A 17,939-nucleotide genomic window follows, 5' to 3' on the forward strand; every position below is an offset into this window, starting at 1 on the left:
ATCTCGCTCAGCCGCGCAGCCACCGCTACACGCACTTTCATCCATGCCCCAAGAAGGACACGGCAATGCCGGCCCTGTCCTCTGCCGGCACCACGCCCGGATCGTCAGCGCCCTCCTGCACGAAGGGCGCCGCCCTCACTATTTATCAGTCCCACTTCTTCCAGGGCCGCCCCTGATCCGGCCGGCTGTAATCGCAGACGCCGTCGGGGAAGATCAGTTTCAACTTCTGGACTTGCTCCGAAGTCGGTGCCCACGGCGCATACACGCCCTGCTTGACTGCCTTGTCCACTGGCTTCAATGCGCACTTATAGATGCCGCCCTCGATGGGCGCTCCCGCGACGATGCGTGACGTGGAGTAGATCGGGAAGCGCTGCGTGCACGCGCCTGCGGGTTTGTCGTCGAGAATGCCATCCCAGGCGTCGTCGCCCGCGTAGATCAGTTTCCCCGTGACATCGAAGCAGCTATCGACCGCACGCGCGGGCCGGTTGCGACGAATGCCTTTGTTCGGATTCTTCTGAATGTTTCGCAGCCACTCTTCCATCACCGCGATGGCATCCAGCGACTGGCTGGCCTTCGGCACGCCGGGCATGGTGTCGGTGAACCAGATCACCATCATGTCGCTGTTGCCCATCCTCTCGAGCACCCGCTGACGAACGGCAAAGCTCTGATGCACGTTGTGCATGTCGAGCTCGCGCTCCATGTACTGACGGTGATCGATCGTCGGCCGATCGAGCTGTCCATGGAACACCATTCCTGACGTGTAAGCTGCACGAATCGCGCGCATATCGCCGCTGGTACGGGGTGCCGGCTTCGCCGGATCGGTGCTGACGTTCATATTGCGCCGACTCCACGGATCGAAGTAGCCGGGCACGGTCAGCGCTTTGTTGATCTCGGTGGCCGAGGTGCCGAAGAACGGAAAGCCTTCCTGCACCATCTCACTCGGCTGCTTCCAGCCGCCGATGTTCCAATTCAGATCCAGGAACTCCTCGAACGTGATCTTGCTCTCCTGCAGCGAGCGCAAGCCGTACTGCACGCCGATGTTGTCCCACGTCGGCCGCGCCGCGCCCGTCTCATCGACGCCATAGATGTTTCTCAGATCATCCCAATGCGTCCAGCGGATGGCAGCGATGTCGGATTGCGGCTCGAAGTTCTGCTGATTCGGCGCCTGTCCGTACCAAGGATTCATCGCCAGGGGCGACAGTCCACGCCACGCCGGCACGCACTCGGTAGTGCCCAACGCCGTGCTGTAGCCGAGTGCGACCTTCAGTTGCGCCAGCGGGTCGTTCACTTTGTCGAACCCCTCCTCGGCATTCATGCCCACCAGCCAGCTGCGATTCCTGGTGACGCGCCACTTCGGATTGGCGCGATCGGTCGCGTCCATGTAGTACTCGAGCAGCTCGCAATCGCCGACATGGATGGTCTGCGTCACCATGTCGGGATACGACTGCACCGGCAGCAGCGCATCGAGCAGGCCGGGCAGATTCTGACCGAGGATGTATTGTTGAATGGCGCCGCCCGAGCCCCCCAGACCGACGGTGTAGCCCGGCACGGCGTAGCGCTCGATGAAGCGCTCCTTGGTCATCATCATGGTCTCGCCGGCCAGTTGCAGGTTGTAATTGGTGCCGGTGTTGTTGCCGCTCGAATGCGCGATGGCATAGCCGAGCCGCAGAATATCGGGATTCAGCGAGCCACTGTGTACCGTGCCCTGCGAATGACCGATGGCCACGCCACCCTGAAACCAGTACAACAACCGCCCGTTCCAGCGACTCAGGTCCGGCTTGCCCGGCTTTTCGCCGGCCGGCGCCAGCATCGCGAAGCTGTAGAGAAACCGATTGATCGATCCGACCTCACGACGCACGATGAAGTCGACGACGCGACCATCCGGCAATGTCACTTGCGCCAGATCCGCCGGACGACTGCCATCCGCCGGCATGGCGGCCCACGCGTTGCCGATCGTGCGATAGAGATAAGTCACCACCGTCTGGACCGAACAATCGCGACTGTATCCAATCACATTGCCGGTGCCGTCGAAAACGCGCGTGCCCGGCGGCAGCGCGCTCTCGATGATGGGCTGCTGACCGACACCACTCTGCGTGGTCGTGCAAACAAACGGATACTGTTGTGGACCGGAGAACATCGGGCCTGTGATGGGATAGTTGGTCAGCTTGAGGGCATCGCGTTCCCAGCGTCCCTGGATCAAGGCTTCCAGCCGGTTCTCCCCGGGAGCGAGGCCGGTGATCACGCCTTGCACACTGTCCCTGCCGACAGGTTTGAGATCCGCCGGCAGGCGGCGGCCGTTCAGATACAACTCAACTTTGTTCTGCAGACCGGGCGGCACGCGCACCTCGATCCGGGCATCCCCGCCTGAAACATAGCGCGCGGGACTGGACAGCACCCGCAGCTCCACCGACTTGCCCCTGCCGCCCCAATCGTGCTCATCCCGGTCGTGAGCCTGACCGAGCGCCGAGACGAGCAACGCCCCCAACGCCCATACCAATCGACGATGATCCGTCGTCATGAAGTGATCCCCCGTCTGATGTTTGCCTCGAGCCGCGGCCGAGGTTTTGTAGATTTCGCGCACCGTCTTCTGAGCCCGGTGCGCGCGATCCAGGAATACTCCCGAGTCCACGCGATTGCAATCTCGACTGCCGCGATCGGTAACGACAGATATTTTCTTTCCAGCGCTCGGCCGCCCGGAACTTAGGTTCGGCCTCCAACGTGTATCTGGCTAGCCGGAACTGGAACCCGACACGGACTCACACAGGAAGAGGTGTCCATGGCTGCTCAATGGGGATACGGCATCGGGCGTTGCATACAAATGTTTCTTGCAACGCTGCTCATGACGCCACTCGCCGGAATCGCCGGGCCACGGGTGTTGGAAGAAACGGCGCGCATCGCCAGCCCCGACTCCAGCTACGCCTGGCCCATTGCGGTTGCTACCGATGGCGAGTGGCTGCTGGCCACGGCCAGGCCGGCATCATGATGTACAAGACTCAGGCCGACTGCGACAACGTCGTCCTGAGCGCCAATCCACAAACCACGCTCGCATCCCATCGATTCGGCAGCCCGCGCGATTCGCTGACGAACTGGGACCGGACCGGCACGTGGAACATCCTCCCCGACACAACCTATGCACAAAGCGATATGACCTCGGGCGCGCGATCCATCACCGGCATCGCGACTGGCGACCAGGTCATCCACTCACGCATGCGTCGCACCGCCACCGCAGGCTCGAACAACTGGTTCGGACTCGCCGCCCGCTATCAGGATGACGGCAACTATTATTACGTGACTCTTCGCAACGACAACACTGTCTCACTCAAGAAGCTGCTCGATGGCACCATCATCGAGCTGGACAGCGCGCCACTCAGCGTCGCGACGAACAGCTGGTATCGCCTGCGCTTCGAAGCCATCGGCACACGGCTGCTCGTATATATAAACGACATCCTGCGACTCGAAGCTGTCGACACCTCGCATGCGACCGGTCGCTATGGCGCCATCATGTACAAGACGACGACTCAGTACGACGATATCGTCGCGGTGGAGCCCTGAGCGTTCTGTTCCTGTTGCGACTGTTCTGGCAATGGATCGGCCGCAAGCTGGTGCGGCGACCGACCGCCGCCTAGTCGCTGCTCCTCACCCGATCGCCTCGACATCGACGACCTTCGCCCCACTCGACAACGACGCGCGATAGGCGCTGGGCGAGATGCCGGTGCGCTTACGAAACAACCGGGCAAAATAGGACGGGTCGTTGAATCCCGCCATGGCGGCGACATCGCTCACGGACACTTGCGAGATACCCAGCAACCGTTTGGACTGCATCAGGCGCCACTCGGCGAGATAGTCCCGAAACGTAACGCCATGCGCGGCCCGGAAGGCACGACTGAACTCGAACGGTGACAGCCCACACTCCTTGGCCACGTCCTGTTCGCTGATCGGCTGGGCGTAGTTCTTCTCGATATACCCCAGGACGGTGTCGAGCTTGCCCCGGGAATTGCGCCTGGCGTGATAGCGCGCCTCATCCGGAATGGCCTCGGCCCCCGTCGCATTGGCTCGCGTCTGCTGAGTGCGCCGCGCCTCCAGAACAGGCGAGAGGCGTTCCACACAACGCAGCACATCCCGCGGCGTCAGCGGTTTTAACAGAACGTCGAAGATCCGGGCCCGCAGCGCCCACAGCACCACGTCCGCCGACTGTTGGGACATCAACATGATGATGGGCACGGACGGAAATCGCGCCTTGGTGTCGGCCATGAACTTCAGACAGCTCATGTCCGGATGCTCGACATCGAAACAAATCACATCCGCATCGCCGCCCAGCGACAACGCCGTCCAGAGATGGTGTTGATCCGTGGGCCGTACCTGGCAATGCCGGGAAAACTGCGCTGACGATGTCGCGACGCGCGCGCCGCAACACATGTCGACCCATAACAACATGACCTGATCCGCCCTCCCGAACAGCCCGCCGGCAATGACGATCCCGAGACTACGCGCCGAGCATCATTCCTTTAGTGATCTTGATCACTTTCTTTTCAGCGCCTGCGGCTGGCCACATTTATTCCGCATCGAGACTCGGTTCGTCACTGTGGCGACCACGTAGCCGCTGTTATTTCCAGCATTCGAACCCGTGGTATCAGCAAAAACGTCCTGGCCAATCGCAAGAACATGCGCGCTTCGCGCAACGCACTTACCGGAGAGTCCCAATCACCGCGGCAGCGGGGAAGAAAGGGGTCAGCACCCGGCCCAATGTTTCGGGTGGTAATAACGTTCAGGAGTCGAGCAATGATCAATCTGAAGCAGGCTGTGATGGAGTTCATTCGGGAGGAGGAAGGTCTGACGGTGGTCGAGTATGCGATTGCCGGCGGTCTGGTCGGGTTGGGCGTGGTTGTCGCATTCACCAACCTCGGCGACCAGGTGGAACGAATCATCGGTCTGATCGTCACTCGTCTGACCACGATCGTCTGATCTCTTCCAAAGGAGAGCACCGCGGACGGGTGCTCTCCTGCCCTCAGCCAGACGGTATCCTCGAATGCTCGCGACCCAAAGCCAACTCAGCGCTGCTTCGATCCTGTTCGTCGTCTGTGTCGCCATCATCGACTGGCGTACCCATCGCATTCCCAACCTGCTGTGCGCAGTCGCGGCAATCATCGGATTCGGCTCCCAAGTGTGGATGCATGGTGAAGCCGGGCTGCTGGCCGCGCTAGGCGGCAGCGCAGTCGGGTTCGCCATATTTCTACCTTTCTATGTACTGAAGGCCTTCGGTGCAGGCGACGTCAAGGCGATGGCAACCGTCGGGGCGTTCCTTGGAGCACAGACGACGCTGCTCGCCGTCGGCATGACGCTGATGGCCGGGGCAGTACTGGGCCTGGCAGTGCTGTTACTCGACAGCGCCTCGCGCAAGCGCTTCCCCTACGGGATTGCCATTGCGTGCGGCACGACTGCTGCGTTGATCGTGACTGGTTGAGCTGCCATCAGGACAACAAGAAAGTCATGTACAACAAGACTCCGCCGACAGACGAGCCGAGCCCCGACGCAGCTCGTGTCGCGCCCCGCCCGCAGACGCTTGCCGCGACCGGACTGCCATCGGCATTTCTCGGCGACCTCGTGGAGAAACATCTCTTCGAAGGCGGTGTGCTATCGATGCGCGAGCTGGTGAGTCGCACTGCATTGTCGGGTCGACTGCTGGAAGAACTGCTGGGCTTCCTGCGCCAGGAAGGGCGCGTCGAAGTCCGGGCTCAACATGGCGACAGCCCTGGATTGGGTTACGCATTGACTGAACGCGGTCGTGGTTCGGCCATGGCTTCCCTGATGGCAAGCGGTTACGTCGGTCCGACCCCAGTGCCGCTGGATTATTACAACCAGGTCGTTCTCACCCAGTCCGTTCGGGGACGCAGCGTCACCCGAGACCGCATGTTCGCGGCGTTCGAAGACACAGTGCTCGATCCGGAGTTGCTGGACCGGCTCGGACCGGCCATGAATTCGGGCAAGGCGATTTTCGTCTACGGGGCGCCGGGCACCGGCAAGACTTTCATTACTCAGCGGCTGGCGCGCCTGTTCGAGGACACCTGTCTCATTCCGTACGCCATCTCGATCGGCGAAACGGTGGTGCGGGTATTCGATCCCAGCGTGCATCGCCAGTCTCAAGACAACTCGCCGGTCGTGATGCTCACACGAGGCCACGATCCGCGTTACGTGCTTTGCCAGCGACCGCTGGTGATTACCGGCGGCGAGCTGACGGCGGACATGCTCGAAGTGCAGTTCGATCCAGCAACTCGCCAGTACCGTGCGCCACTGCAAGTGAAGGCGAACGGAGGCATGTTGATTCTCGATGACCTCGGTCGCCAGCGCATACCGCCCACCACGGTGCTGAACCGCTGGATCCTTCCCATGGAGGAAGGTGTCGATTATCTCAGCATGAATACCGGCCAGCACTTCCGCACGCCATTCGATGTGATCCTGGTGTTCTCGACCAACCTGCAGCCGCGAGACCTGGTCGACGACGCATTCCTGCGCCGCATTGGTTACAAGATTGGCTTCCAGGCGTTGAATCCCCGGCAATATCACATGATCTGGCAACGCACCTGCGAGGCACGGAGCGTGCGCTACGACGCCCCTCTGTGTCAGTTCGTCATCGACGCGCTGTACAAGCCGACGGCCACTCCCCTGCTTCCCTGCCATCCACGCGACCTGATCGGCATGGCGCTCGATCGCGCCATCTATCTCGATGATTGGTTCGGTCTGACCGCCGAAGCGCTGCAGTGGGCGTGGGACAACTATTTCGTAACCACGCCCGCGTCTTCGAGTGACGCCGCGGCAGACCTGCGGAGATCGCAATGATGAAGCGTCGAGGCATATTGATGGTGATGCTGTCGCTGGTGTTCGGAGCCGCGGCGGCATGGTCAGCAAAGAATTGGGTGGAACAGCGCACCCGCGCCAACAACGTCGCCGACGCGGGCTCCTCCGTCGTCGTCGCGGCGATGGAAGTGCCGTACGGCACGGTAATGGAAGGCCGCCATGTGAAAGTCATCACCGTGCCCACCGGTACGTCGTTGGGCAATCACTTCAGCAGCGTCAAGGAAGTCGAAGGCCTGGTCGCCTCGCAAAAGGTGCTCAACGGCGAAGTTCTGTTGAAAGAACGTTTCACCAAGAGCGGCGCCGGCAGCACGCTCGCAGCGCTCATCAAGCCGGACATGCGGGCGGTCACTGTACGCGTCGATGATGTCGTTGGCGTTGCCGGCTTCCTGTTACCGGGCAATCGCGTCGATGTGGTCGCCGCGCGCAGGGTCAACGAGCGCGCCACGACCGAAACCATCTTGATGAACATCAACGTGCTGGCAGTCGATCAGACTTCGACTCAGGACAAGAACGAGCCAGTCGTGGTACGCGCCGTCACGCTCGAAATGACGCCACAGGAGGCCGAGGTCCTGGTGCGCGCTCGTGAGGAAGGTCGCATCCAGCTCACATTGCGTAACCCGACGGACGATCTACGGCCACAGCTCGCCGCAACTCCGGAGGCTCCGCCGGCACCCGCGGCCAAGCCGACACGTCGTGCGCCTGCGCCGAAGGCTCCGGGCGTAACGATCATCCGCGGCACGCTGGTCGACAGCGGCCAGAGCAGCACTTGAACGAGCCCCTATTTGAACCTGCCACTTACCCAACCCTCAGGACGGACGTTTCTTCATATGCGTCAATCAAGCCCGCGATCGACCGTGTGTGCACTGCTGATCGGATTGACCGCCGCCATGGCGACGATCGAAGCACCTGCACAGGAGGGCGGCGATCAAGTCATCCGCGCCACCCGCAGCACCACGTTTTCCGTGCCCATCTACAAGAGCCGTATCGTCGACCTGCCCGGGCCCGTCAAACGCGTTTCCATCGGCAACCCCGACATCGCCGACGTGCTCTTGCTGGGTGATGACGGGCTATACGTGCTGGGCAAGGACCTCGGCGCCACCAACGTGATGTTGTGGGATCGCGAGGACCGGCTGGTGGCCGCGCTCAACATTACGGTCACGCACGATCTGGACAACTTGAAGAAACAGATCGCCACGGTGCTGCCCGGAGAAACCGTCGAGCTGTGGAGCGCACAAAGAAACATCGTGATGTCGGGTCAGGTCTCGAGCACCGCGAAGATGGATGCGGCCCTGCAGGTCGCGCGGGGCTATCTGGAGCAGATGGCCACTGCCAAGGACAAGATCATGTTCAAGCAGGAGACCGGCGGCGGGCAGGCGGCCGATCGAAAGTCCGGCGAGGTGATCAATCTCATGACCGTCGGCGGAGCGCACCAGGTCATGCTGCAAGTGAGGATCGCGGAAGTGAACCGCGAAGCCATCCGCAACCTCAATGCGCAATTCAATGCGCTCCAGAACACCGGCAAATGGGTCACGGGCGGCGTCAACGGTGGCGCGACCTTCCCTGACGCGCTGTTCCAGCCCGGCAACGTCCGCGTCCCGGTGTTCGGTGACGGCACCAACGCCAGCGGCAATCCCATCGGCCCGGTGTTTGACGAGTTCGCGCCCACCACGCCGACCATCAACAGCACGGGCCTGTTCGCGAGCTTTCTGAGCAATGACTTCCTCGCCAATGTGGTGCTGGATGCTTATCAGACCCGCGGGCTGGCGAAGATTCTTGCCGAGCCGACGCTGACCACACTATCGGGACAGGACGCGCAATTCCTGTCCGGTGGCAGCTTCCCGATTCCGGTATCGCAGGACAATGGCTCGATCGGCATCGAGTTCAAGGACTTCGGCGTGAAGCTGTCCTTCCAACCGCTGATTCTCGATCGCAACCGGATCAACCTCAAACTCAACGTCAGCGTCAGCGAGCTGGCCAATAGCAACTCTGTGTCGCTGCGGCCGATCGGCACGACGGCCGTGTTCACCATCCCTTCGCTGACCGAACGGCGCGCGGCATCGACCGTGGAGTTGAGCGACGGTCAGACCATCGGCATCGCCGGCCTGATGAACGAGAACATGCGCTCGGCGATCAACAAATTCCCGGGTCTCGGCGACATTCCCATTCTCGGCTACCTGTTCCGTAGCCAGAGCTATCAGAAAGGCGAATCGGAGCTGGTGATCCTCGTGACCCCCAGACTCGCCAAACCGATCAAGCCGGCGGACATCAAGTTGCCGACCGACGCGGTGACCGATCCCAGCAGCGCGCAATTCTTCCTCGGCGGCAAGATCGAAGGCAGCAAGCCGGCGTCGCCGCCGAGCAAGTGACCGTCACATCGTCAACTCGCAGGACTCGCCCATGAACATTTCCAAACCGTCCGCCGTCGTCATTGCCACCGTCGCGATCGGAGGCTGCGCCGAGACGCCGCTGGCCGATGCCGACTACGGCAACTCTTTCAGACAACTGGTGCAGGCCCAAACGCTCGATGCGGTAGCAGCCAGCAATCCTCCGGAGTTCGCACCCGAGATGACCGACGCCGCCCGGCTCGAGAACGCGCTCGACATCTATCGCAAGGATGTCGCGAAGGGCAACACGGAAGTGAAGCGGCCGATCGTGTTCGAGGTCGGCACCAACTAATACCGCCCGCACGAACGTCGCGATGAGGTCAGCCATGCAGCCATTCCAGTCACGCAGTGCTCAACGAGGCGCGGTCGCGATCCTGGTCGCGATCGCAATGGGCGCGTTGCTCGTCACGGCGGGACTGGCTCTCGACATGGGTCACACCTTCCTCAACAAGACCCGGCTGCAAAACGCGGTGGACGCAGCCGCGCTCGCCGCCGCCAAGACACTCGATGACACTGGCAGCATCACACTCGCGACCGACGAAGCCGTCGACGCATTTAGAAATAATGCGGCAGCAACGGGCAACCGTGAAGTGTCGACCGCCTACGGCAACGGCGCCGGCAGCCTCCGGGTTACCGTCGATTACTCCGCAACGTTGCCGCCGTTCGCCACCGGCGCGCCCTCTGGGCCTTACGTCCGAGTGCGTGCGACAGGCTTTGTGATGCCGGCGTGGCTGGTACGCGTCGGCGGCATCTTTCAGAAAACGGTTGCAGCCGCCGCCGTAGCCGGCCCACGCACTCTCAATGTCGGCAGCACCGTGTGTAACGTCGCCCCCATGATGGTCTGTGGCGATCCCGCTGTGCCCAACATGTGGGGCTACACGCTCGATGCGCCCGTGGTGCTCAAGAAATCCACGCCTGGCGGCCAATCTCCCGTCGGCCCCGGCAACTTTCAGTTGATTCAACTCGGCGGCTCCGGCGCCGCTGTGGTTCGCGACAACATGGCCGGCAGCTACGACGCATGCATCACCGGTGGCAGCACCATTCAAACTCAGACTGGCAACGAAGCCGGCCCGGTCGCACAAGGACTCAACACACGCTTCGGTCAATACAACGGCCCGATGCACGGCACGGAGGACACCTACCCCCCCGATGTCATCGTTCGTGCCCAGAACCCGGCATTGAACGCCGTGCAGTCCGGCAACACCTACAACGTTTACCAGAACGGCGTCCAGATCACCGCCCAGAACATCGCGGAAAGGCTCTATGACTATCAGGAATATTTGACCGACCTGATGGATCCCGCCCGCTATGACAACCGTCCCATGAATGACGGCGGCACGGGCGCATTCGAGCGTCGTGTGCTGGCAGTGCCCGTCGGTAACTGCACCGGCACGACCAACGGCCAGGGAGCGGTCCCGCTACTCGGCTTCGCCTGTTTCTTTCTGCTGCAGCCGGCGGAGCAGCAGGGTAACGATTCGTTTGTATACGGCCAGTTCATCAACGACTGCTCCGTGAACGGCACTCCCGGGCCGAGCCCCGTAGCCGGTAACGGACCGCACATCATTCAGCTGTACGACGACCCCAACAGCACCGATTCATGAAGGCGGGAGCTCACATGCACAGCCGGCGCGCGAGTGCGCTCAATCAGTGGGGAGTCGCAACGATCGAGTTCGCGATCTGCGCCCCCGTTCTATTCTTCCTGATGCTTGCCACGGCGGAAGTCGGTCGCGCGATATTTCAATACAACACACTCGTCAAAGCAGTCCGGGATGGAGCGCGCTACGCAGCGAACAATGCCGCGGTCGGCACCACCCGGGTCGTGAATCTCACCGCAGCGCGAATCAACGAGACACGCAACCTGGTCGTTACCGGCAACATCGCCGGGACCGGCACCGCGTTGTTGCCTGGGCTGACGGTAAACAATGTGACAGTTGCCAACGCCGGCAATGGCTTCATATCAGTCGCCGCCAGCTACACCTATACCCCGATGCTGGGCGCGACCTTGCCGATGTTTCCATCGGGTACACCGATCAATCTTTCCAGAACACTGCCAGCCACTGTCCTCATGAGGGCCCTGTGATGCGTCGTGTTCAACAGGGCGTCACGTGCGTCGAGTTCGCCATCGTCGCTGCGGTACTGTTCATGGTGATGTTCGGAGTCATCGAGTTCAGCCGGGCATTGTTCGTGGCCAATGCGCTCGTTGAAAGCACCAGGCGCGGCGCCAGAGTCGCCGCTGTCTGTCCGGTTGGCGATCCAGCGCCGGCACAGGTCGCGATTCTGGCCAATGGCGGCGGCACGAGCCTCATCGCACCGAATCTCACGACCGCCAACGTCGCGGTGTCCTATCTCAACCAGGCAGGCGCGCCGATCGCGAATCCGGGCGCCAATTACACGCAGATTCAGTACGTGCAGGTGCGCATCGTCAACTACACGATGCAGCTGCTGATTCCGTTCGTGTTACCCCGTTTCGCGATGCCTGCATTCACCGCGACGCTGCCGAGAGAAAGTCTCGGCTATTCGCCCACCCAACAGGCATTCGTTCCCTGCCAGGCGGTGTAAAGCATGACTCATACGCTCGACATTCTGCTCGTGTCCCGGCGCAAGGACGTTCTCGATTACCTCGAGCAAATGCTGCTGGCCGCGGGATTCACTCCGGCCCGACGACTGAATTCCAATGGGCACGTGGATCCGCTGCATGACGTGGACGCCCTTCCCGATCTGATCGTCCTGCACTTGAGCCACCTGTGGCGAGAAGAACTCGAAGCGATCGCGGCACGTTCGCCCGACCGCCGACCCGCTTTGATCGTGGTCGGCCCGGCCAACGACATGAATGTGATGCGACTGGCTATGCAGGCTGGCGCGCGAGATCTCATTCCAGATCCGCTCAACGAGAACGACCTGCTCCGAGCCATTGAGAAGGCACACGAAGAACGCCGCCGGCCGACGCCGGTCGCGGGGGGCCGGATCTCGGTATTCATGAATGCCAAAGGCGGCTGTGGCGCAACCCTGCTTGCCTGCAACGTCGCACATGTGCTCGCGGCAAAATCGAAACGGCGCACCGCGCTGCTCGACCTCGATCTGCAGTTCGGCGCAGCGCCGCTGTATCTCGATCTCTATCCGAAGCACGGCATCGCGCAGGCACTGGAGAATCTGACGCATCTGGATGAGGTCGCGCTCGATGGCTACTTTGCGAAGCATGCATCCGGCGTAAGCGTACTGAGTCACGGCGCGGACGAGCCGCTCGCGCCCGGCACTATTTCGGCGGCCGGCGTCAGCCGGTTGCTCGAGGTAACGCTACGTAGTCACGAACACGTCGTGGTCGACATGCCTCGCTGCGTCGACGCGGCCACGACAGCAGTGATGCAACGGGCGAGTCAGATCGTTATCGTCCTTCAGCAATCCGTGACCGCGGTTCGCGATGCCACCCGATTGATGCAGTGGCTGAGATCCGACGTCGGCGCTGTCAAGGATCAGTTGTGTGTCGTCATCAACCGTTATGAGAAAGGCGCCGAGATTGGGATAGCCGACATCCAGAGGACTCTGGCCTGCGGCGACCCTGCATTGGTGCCCAACGATTTCAAGACGGTGTCCGAATGCATCAATAGCGGCACTCCCCTGCTCGACTACGCAGGCAATGCCCCGATCACGCGCGCGGTGATGACTTTGGAGACTCGCTTGGGCGGGAGCTCCGCCCAGGTACGCTCCGGCGTTATCGCGCGCACCTTTTCCAGCTTGATGCCCGGGAGAACCCGATGAGCGTGGAATTCAATTCGGCGGCGGCAAAGCGTCCGGTCACCGCGGGTGAGAGTTGCGAGGCTGGCGACGATCGCATGCAACCGCTGTCGCCGGCAGAACGCGAGTGGAAGGAAATCACTTATCAGCGCTTGCTCAAAGTGCTCGACCTGTCGCTGCTCGGCGGTGTCGAGGACAAGGATGCCCGGCGACAGATTCGCGATGTCTGCGAGAACCTGATCGCCGAAGCGCGCGCGCCGCTCAGCATCGCCTCTCGTCAACGTATCATCCGCCGCATCGAGGATGAAGTTCTCGGATTGGGACCGCTAGAACCCCTGCTGGCCGACAAGTCCGTATCCGACATTCTCGTGAACGGCGCTCGCCAGGTCTATGTCGAGCGGCGCGGCAAGCTCGAGCTGACCAATATTACGTTCACGAACGACGCACACCTGCTGAATATCATCGATCGCATCGTGTCGGCGGTGGGGCGTCGCATCGATGAGTCTTCGCCCATGGTGGACGCACGCCTGAAGGACGGATCGCGCGTCAATGCCATCATCCCGCCGTTGGCCATCGATGGACCGACGTTGTCGATCCGGCGCTTCGCCGTCGAGCTGCTCACCATCGACGATCTGATCCGGCTCGGCAGCCTCACGCCTGCGCTGGCCCGGGTCATGAACGCCATCGTCAAGGCCCGCTTGAACGTAGTGGTCTCAGGAGGCACTGGCGCCGGCAAGACCACACTGCTGAACCTGATGTCGGGATTCATTCCCGACACCGATCGCATCGTTACGATCGAAGACTCCGCCGAACTCCAGCTGCAACAGCCCCACGTCGTGCGGCTGGAGACCCGACCGCCCAACATCGAGGGCCGCGGTGCCGTCACCCAGCGAGACCTGGTGAGAAACAGCCTGCGCATGCGACCTGACCGGGTCGTGCTGGGCGAAGTGCGTGGTGGCGAGGCGCTGGATATGTTGCAGGCGATGAACACCGGCCACGATGGCTCGCTCACGACCATTCACGCCAACACGCCCCGCGATGCTCTGGGCCGCATCGAGAACATGGTGTCGATGACCGGCATCAGCTTTCCGACCAAGGCGCTGCGCTCACAGATCTCCTCGGCTATCGACATCGTCATTCAAGTCGAGCGCATGGAGGACGGCCGGCGGCGCGTGGTCAGTCTGCAGGAAATCAACGGCATGGAAGGCGACATCATTACTTCGACCGAGCTGTTTGCTTTCGAGCGTCGTGGCATCGACGCCCAAGGCAATGTGCTCGGTGAGCTGAAGCCGACCGGTATCGTTCCCGCCTTTCTGCGCGAGGTACATGCCCGCGGCATCGAATTGCCCATCGAGGTATTCCGGACCGACGGAATGGCCACACCGCTCAACCGCAAGTAGTGCCCGGAGATACAACCATGTCGAACGGCATCTGGCTATTCGCGCTGCTGGTGTTCTTTACCGTCGTGTTGCTGTTGCAAGGAACCATCGTTCCAGTCTTCAGCGAATCTCGCAAGATGAGTAAGCGCATCCAGGCGCGCTTGCAGCGGCTCGCCGATGCGTCGGGAGGACCGGAGCTCACCTCGCTGCTTCGGGAGAAGTATCTCCGCGATCTGTCCTCATTCGAGCGCGCGCTGGAATCCCTTCCCGCCATGGAGCGTTTCGCTCGCATTCTCGAACAGGCGGGCCGGGATACTCCCGCCTATCGTGTCGTGTTGCTGGCACTGTGTCTGTCCATCGCCGGCATGCTGGTGGGCTGGATGATGTCGCGATGGTGGCCAGTAGCGCTCGCGGGCGGCGCCATCGGGTTGATGGCTCCATTCATCGTCATCCTACGTCAGCGCGCGCAGCGACTGGCGCGTTTCGAAGAACAGATGCCCGACGCAATCGACATGATTCAGCGTGCGCTCAAAGCAGGCCATCCCTTCGGCCATTGCCTGAAACTGATTGCCGAGGACATGGATGAACCCATCTCCCGCGAGTTCGAGCTGACGTTCGCCGATCTCAGTTATGGCAACGATCCGCGTCGCGCACTGCTCGGTCTGCTGCAGCGGGTGCCGAGCGTTTCGGTCACCGCGCTGATCACGGCAGTGATCGTGCAACGTGAGGCCGGCGGCAATCTTGCCGAAAACCTGGCGAAGATCAGCAACGTCATTCGCGGCCGCTTCCGCTTTCAAAGACGCGTAAAGACCCTGTCCGCCGAAGGCCGATTATCTGGCTGGATCCTGTCTCTGACTCCGCTGGTCCTGTTCGGAATCCTCTGGATGATACATCCGGAGTATCTGGGTCATCTGACCCAGCACCCCGCGGGGCCGAAGCTGATTACTTGCTCCGTCGTGATGGGCGCGATCGGCATTCTCTGGATCCGCCGTCTGGTCCGCATAGAAGTCTAGGAGCTGCTGTGGACTCAATACTGATTGCCCTCCAGGATTTTCTTGGTGACAGCGGCGGTGCCGCGATCCTGTTCATGGCGCTGGCCGCCGCAGCCGCCTTTGCATTGAGCATGGGCTTGTCGGCGTTCGTGATGGGCTTGATCGACCCCGTCCGCCGACGGCTCGGACAGCTAGGCTTGGGAACCAACGAGCGCCCCTCGGCGACAGCAACAATGGCCCAAAGCCTGAGCAACTTCGCGGCGCTCGTCACGCCTCGCTCCAATCGGGAGCGGCAACGCGTCGAACGCTTGCTCATGCATGCTGGCTATCGTTCGCCGAGCGCGCGCACTTTGTACTATGGAGTGAAAGCGCTGGCGGTCATGATTCTCCCCCTGGGCGTCCTGCTGGCCTCGCCTTTGTTTCCAAAGCTCACCACGAATCAGCTGATGTTGTTCGCCGCTGGCGCTGGCTATCTCGGCTGGATCGCCTGTTCCATGTGGCTCGATCGACAAGTTGCGACCCGTCAACGAGCCCTGCGCGCCGGGTTTCCGGACGCTCTGGATCTGCTGGTCGTATGCGTCGAATCGGGATTGGGACTGGCCCCCGCCCTGCAGCGAGTCGCCGACGAACTGGCCGTCAGTCATCCGGCACTGGGCGATGAGCTGGCGCTGGTGAATGCCGAGATGCGGGCTGGCGTCGAACGCGGCGTGGCATTGAAAAATCTGTCCGAGCGCACCGGCTTGGAAGACATTCGCGGCATGACGGCGCTGCTGGTGCAGACAATGCGATTCGGCACGAGCATTGCCGATGCTCTGCGAGTTTATTCGGAAGAGTTTCGAGACAAGCGCACCCAGGCAGCCGAGGAGATAGCTGCGAAGATCGGAACCAAAATGATCTTTCCTCTGGTGCTGTTTCTATTCCCCTCCTTCTTCCTGGTGATCATCGGACCGGCCGTCATTGGCCTGATCGAGGTGTTCGGCCAGATCGCCCACTAGCGTCATCACGTCGTCACGACTTCCGACGTTTTCAACAACTCCGCCTCCACCACTTCCTCCCCCACCAACGGCACCACCCTCCTCAACCTCAACGACGGCACCCCACCTCCGCGGCGCTCCGCGCACACCGCCATCAAATACTCCTGCGTCGGCCGGTACTGCCAGAAACTCCAGCGCTTCGCGTCATCGCCCAACGCCGGCTCGATCGCGATATTCACCGCCCGCTCGTGCGGGTAGTGGAAGCTGAACTGTCCGAGCGGAATCGACAGACCCATGCCGCGCGCCTTGATGTAAGACTCCTTGAAGGTCCAGTACTCGAAAAAGCGGTCCTGCTGTCGCTCTGGCGGCACGGTCGCGAGCTCATCGACTTCGGGTTTGGCGAAGAAGCGATCGGCGATGTCGAGGGAGACTTCGCGGGTTCGCAAGTTCTCCACGTCCACGCCCAGCTCGCGGCGGTGAGTGACGCCGAGCGCGATCAGTCCTTTGGTGTGCGAGATGTTGAAGCACAGGCCGCATTCATCGCGACTGAGGTTTGAGATCTCGGGCCGGCCGTAGTGATTGTTCGAGAAACGCCAGTCGGTGGGACGAACGTGCACATAGCGAGAGAGCACGGTTCGCACCATGGCGCGAGTCACCAGATAGCGTCGCTGGTCGTCGGCGAAATAGAAACGAAATTCCTTGCCGCGCTCCTCTTCGGTCAGCAGCGAGCGGTACGCCTCGTGCAACCGCGAGTCGGCGATGTCGTTGTAATAAGCCAGCCACACATCGATGTGGTTCTCACTGGCGACCGGGTTTTCTGAGCGTGATGGCGTCATAGCTCGTCGATGCAGAGAAGCTGGCGCGCGGTGATGCGCTCTTCGCCAGGATAGCCAAAGGCATTGTTGATGTACGTTACACCGTCGATGCCGATGCGGCGATTGATATGGCTGTGGCCATATACATGAATGCTCGATCCGAGTTGCCGCAGCTGTTGTTCGATCCGGGTGCTGCCGAGCACGGGATCGAGCAGTCGGTGCCGGCTCGAGACGTGCGCCGGGATCAGATCGATGCGTGGCAGGAAATGGGAGAACGTAATGACCCGGGTCGCGCCGTGCACCGACACTTGTTGATTCTGATCCATGAAGTGCTTTGCCACCTCCTGCGGCCCGAAACCCGCCGGCCATCGACAGGCATGGAAATCCATCCACATGTTGTACAAATCGGTGCTGGGTTCGCCGAACGAATAGTCGTACCAGCTCAACAAGGGTGCGAACAGCACATCGCCGTGTCGATGCAGTTGCATGGACGCGCCGCTACGCTCGACCGTTGCAGCCACGTCGGCGAGCTTCTGTAACGAGGTTCGCTCCGGCGACTCGCCCAACACCCAAACATCGTGGTTACCCGGTACGAACAGCACTTTGGTGAAGCGGGTCGCGAGCTCATTCAGGCAACTCGCCAGCAGCGAGAGCTTGTGAGTGACGTCGCCGGCCAGGATCAGAATGTCGTTGCGATAGTCCGCGCGCGACAGATTGCGCACCCATTGGAAATTCACGTCGTAGTCGACGTGGATATCCGACAGGGCGAAGACTCTGGTGGCCATCGACACAGCATGGGCCATGCCCCCTG

The 17,939-nt window shown here is 61.6% G+C and carries 19 protein-coding genes; 15 read left to right on the forward strand and 4 right to left on the reverse strand.

All coding sequences use genetic code 11. The features are described from left to right. Positions 1–145: 145 nt before the first annotated feature. A complete protein-coding gene (locus EKO19_RS18045; protein ID WP_129777848.1) occupies positions 146–2,629 on the reverse strand; it encodes a DUF6351 family protein in 2,484 nt (827 codons plus the stop codon). Positions 2,630–2,776: 147 nt separating this feature from the next. Between EKO19_RS18045 and EKO19_RS18050 the strand changes: the two genes are divergently transcribed. Further along, positions 2,777–2,983, forward strand: a complete 207-nt coding sequence (locus tag EKO19_RS18050) for a hypothetical protein (RefSeq protein ID WP_129777849.1) — start codon at positions 2,777–2,779, stop codon at positions 2,981–2,983. After that, positions 2,980–3,552 (forward strand): hypothetical protein, encoded by a 573-nt coding sequence (locus tag EKO19_RS18055; RefSeq protein WP_129777850.1) that lies wholly within the window; start codon positions 2,980–2,982, stop codon positions 3,550–3,552. The genes EKO19_RS18050 and EKO19_RS18055 overlap by 4 nt, the downstream gene beginning before the upstream one ends. Before the next feature lie 84 nt (positions 3,553–3,636). Here EKO19_RS18055 and EKO19_RS18060 read toward each other — a convergent pair whose 3' ends face one another. Further along, positions 3,637–4,434: a helix-turn-helix transcriptional regulator gene (locus tag EKO19_RS18060; protein WP_129777851.1), complete on the reverse strand. Its 798-nt coding sequence runs from the start codon at positions 4,432–4,434 to the stop codon at positions 3,637–3,639. A 345-nt stretch (positions 4,435–4,779) separates the two neighbouring features. On the opposite strand from EKO19_RS18060, the gene EKO19_RS18065 reads away from it, so the two are divergent. The 13 genes from EKO19_RS18065 (at position 4,780) to EKO19_RS18125 (ending at position 16,334) form a co-directional block, all read left to right on the forward strand. Further along, positions 4,780–4,962, forward strand: coding sequence for a Flp family type IVb pilin (locus tag EKO19_RS18065; protein WP_129777852.1), 183 nt, complete (start codon positions 4,780–4,782; stop codon positions 4,960–4,962). Positions 4,963–5,026: 64 nt separating this feature from the next. Next, entirely contained in the window at positions 5,027–5,461 is a 435-nt protein-coding gene (locus EKO19_RS18070) for an A24 family peptidase (RefSeq protein WP_129777853.1), read from the forward strand. A 26-nt stretch (positions 5,462–5,487) separates the two neighbouring features. Then, entirely contained in the window at positions 5,488–6,834 is a 1,347-nt protein-coding gene (locus EKO19_RS18075; RefSeq protein WP_129777854.1) for a P-loop NTPase family protein, read from the forward strand. Beyond that, positions 6,831–7,622 (forward strand): Flp pilus assembly protein CpaB, encoded by a 792-nt coding sequence (gene cpaB / locus EKO19_RS18080; RefSeq protein WP_217705431.1) that lies wholly within the window; start codon positions 6,831–6,833, stop codon positions 7,620–7,622. The genes EKO19_RS18075 and cpaB overlap by 4 nt, the downstream gene beginning before the upstream one ends. 84 nt (positions 7,623–7,706) lie before the next feature. Next, positions 7,707–9,218, forward strand: a complete 1,512-nt coding sequence (locus EKO19_RS18085; protein WP_175597100.1) for a type II and III secretion system protein family protein — start codon at positions 7,707–7,709, stop codon at positions 9,216–9,218. Positions 9,219–9,249: 31 nt separating this feature from the next. After that, positions 9,250–9,528 (forward strand): hypothetical protein, encoded by a 279-nt coding sequence (locus EKO19_RS18090; RefSeq protein ID WP_129777856.1) that lies wholly within the window; start codon positions 9,250–9,252, stop codon positions 9,526–9,528. A gap of 34 nt (positions 9,529–9,562) precedes the next feature. Beyond that, the gene (locus EKO19_RS18095) at positions 9,563–10,837 is read left to right on the forward strand and encodes a TadE/TadG family type IV pilus assembly protein (protein ID WP_157995318.1); all 1,275 of its coding nucleotides are present in this window, start codon (positions 9,563–9,565) and stop codon (positions 10,835–10,837) included. A 14-nt stretch (positions 10,838–10,851) separates the two neighbouring features. Then, positions 10,852–11,316, forward strand: coding sequence for a TadE family protein (locus tag EKO19_RS18100; protein WP_157995319.1), 465 nt, complete (start codon positions 10,852–10,854; stop codon positions 11,314–11,316). Then, the gene (locus tag EKO19_RS18105) at positions 11,316–11,795 is read left to right on the forward strand and encodes a TadE/TadG family type IV pilus assembly protein (RefSeq protein WP_129777859.1); all 480 of its coding nucleotides are present in this window, start codon (positions 11,316–11,318) and stop codon (positions 11,793–11,795) included. Before EKO19_RS18100 ends, EKO19_RS18105 begins: the two co-directional genes overlap by 1 nt. A 3-nt stretch (positions 11,796–11,798) precedes the next feature. Next, entirely contained in the window at positions 11,799–12,992 is a 1,194-nt protein-coding gene (locus EKO19_RS18110; RefSeq protein ID WP_129777860.1) for an AAA family ATPase, read from the forward strand. 74 nt (positions 12,993–13,066) lie between these two features. Then, entirely contained in the window at positions 13,067–14,368 is a 1,302-nt protein-coding gene (locus EKO19_RS18115; RefSeq protein WP_407676656.1) for a CpaF family protein, read from the forward strand. A 17-nt stretch (positions 14,369–14,385) separates the two neighbouring features. Beyond that, the gene (locus tag EKO19_RS18120) at positions 14,386–15,360 is read left to right on the forward strand and encodes a type II secretion system F family protein (RefSeq protein ID WP_129777862.1); all 975 of its coding nucleotides are present in this window, start codon (positions 14,386–14,388) and stop codon (positions 15,358–15,360) included. Positions 15,361–15,368: 8 nt separating this feature from the next. Next, positions 15,369–16,334, forward strand: a complete 966-nt coding sequence (locus EKO19_RS18125) for a type II secretion system F family protein (protein WP_217705432.1) — start codon at positions 15,369–15,371, stop codon at positions 16,332–16,334. Positions 16,335–16,339: 5 nt separating this feature from the next. On the opposite strand, the gene EKO19_RS18130 is transcribed toward EKO19_RS18125, so the two are convergent. Next, on the reverse strand, positions 16,340–17,149 hold the full coding sequence (locus EKO19_RS18130; protein ID WP_129777863.1) for a 4'-phosphopantetheinyl transferase family protein: 810 nt from the start codon (positions 17,147–17,149) through the stop codon (positions 16,340–16,342). Further along, positions 17,146–17,931, reverse strand: a complete 786-nt coding sequence (locus tag EKO19_RS18135) for a metallophosphoesterase (RefSeq protein WP_217705433.1) — start codon at positions 17,929–17,931, stop codon at positions 17,146–17,148. The genes EKO19_RS18130 and EKO19_RS18135 overlap by 4 nt, the downstream gene beginning before the upstream one ends. Positions 17,932–17,939: the final 8 nt, after the last annotated feature.

Source organism: Peristeroidobacter soli (genome assembly GCF_004138485.1).
Classification (GTDB): Bacteria; Pseudomonadota; Gammaproteobacteria; order Steroidobacterales; family Steroidobacteraceae; genus Steroidobacter; species Steroidobacter soli.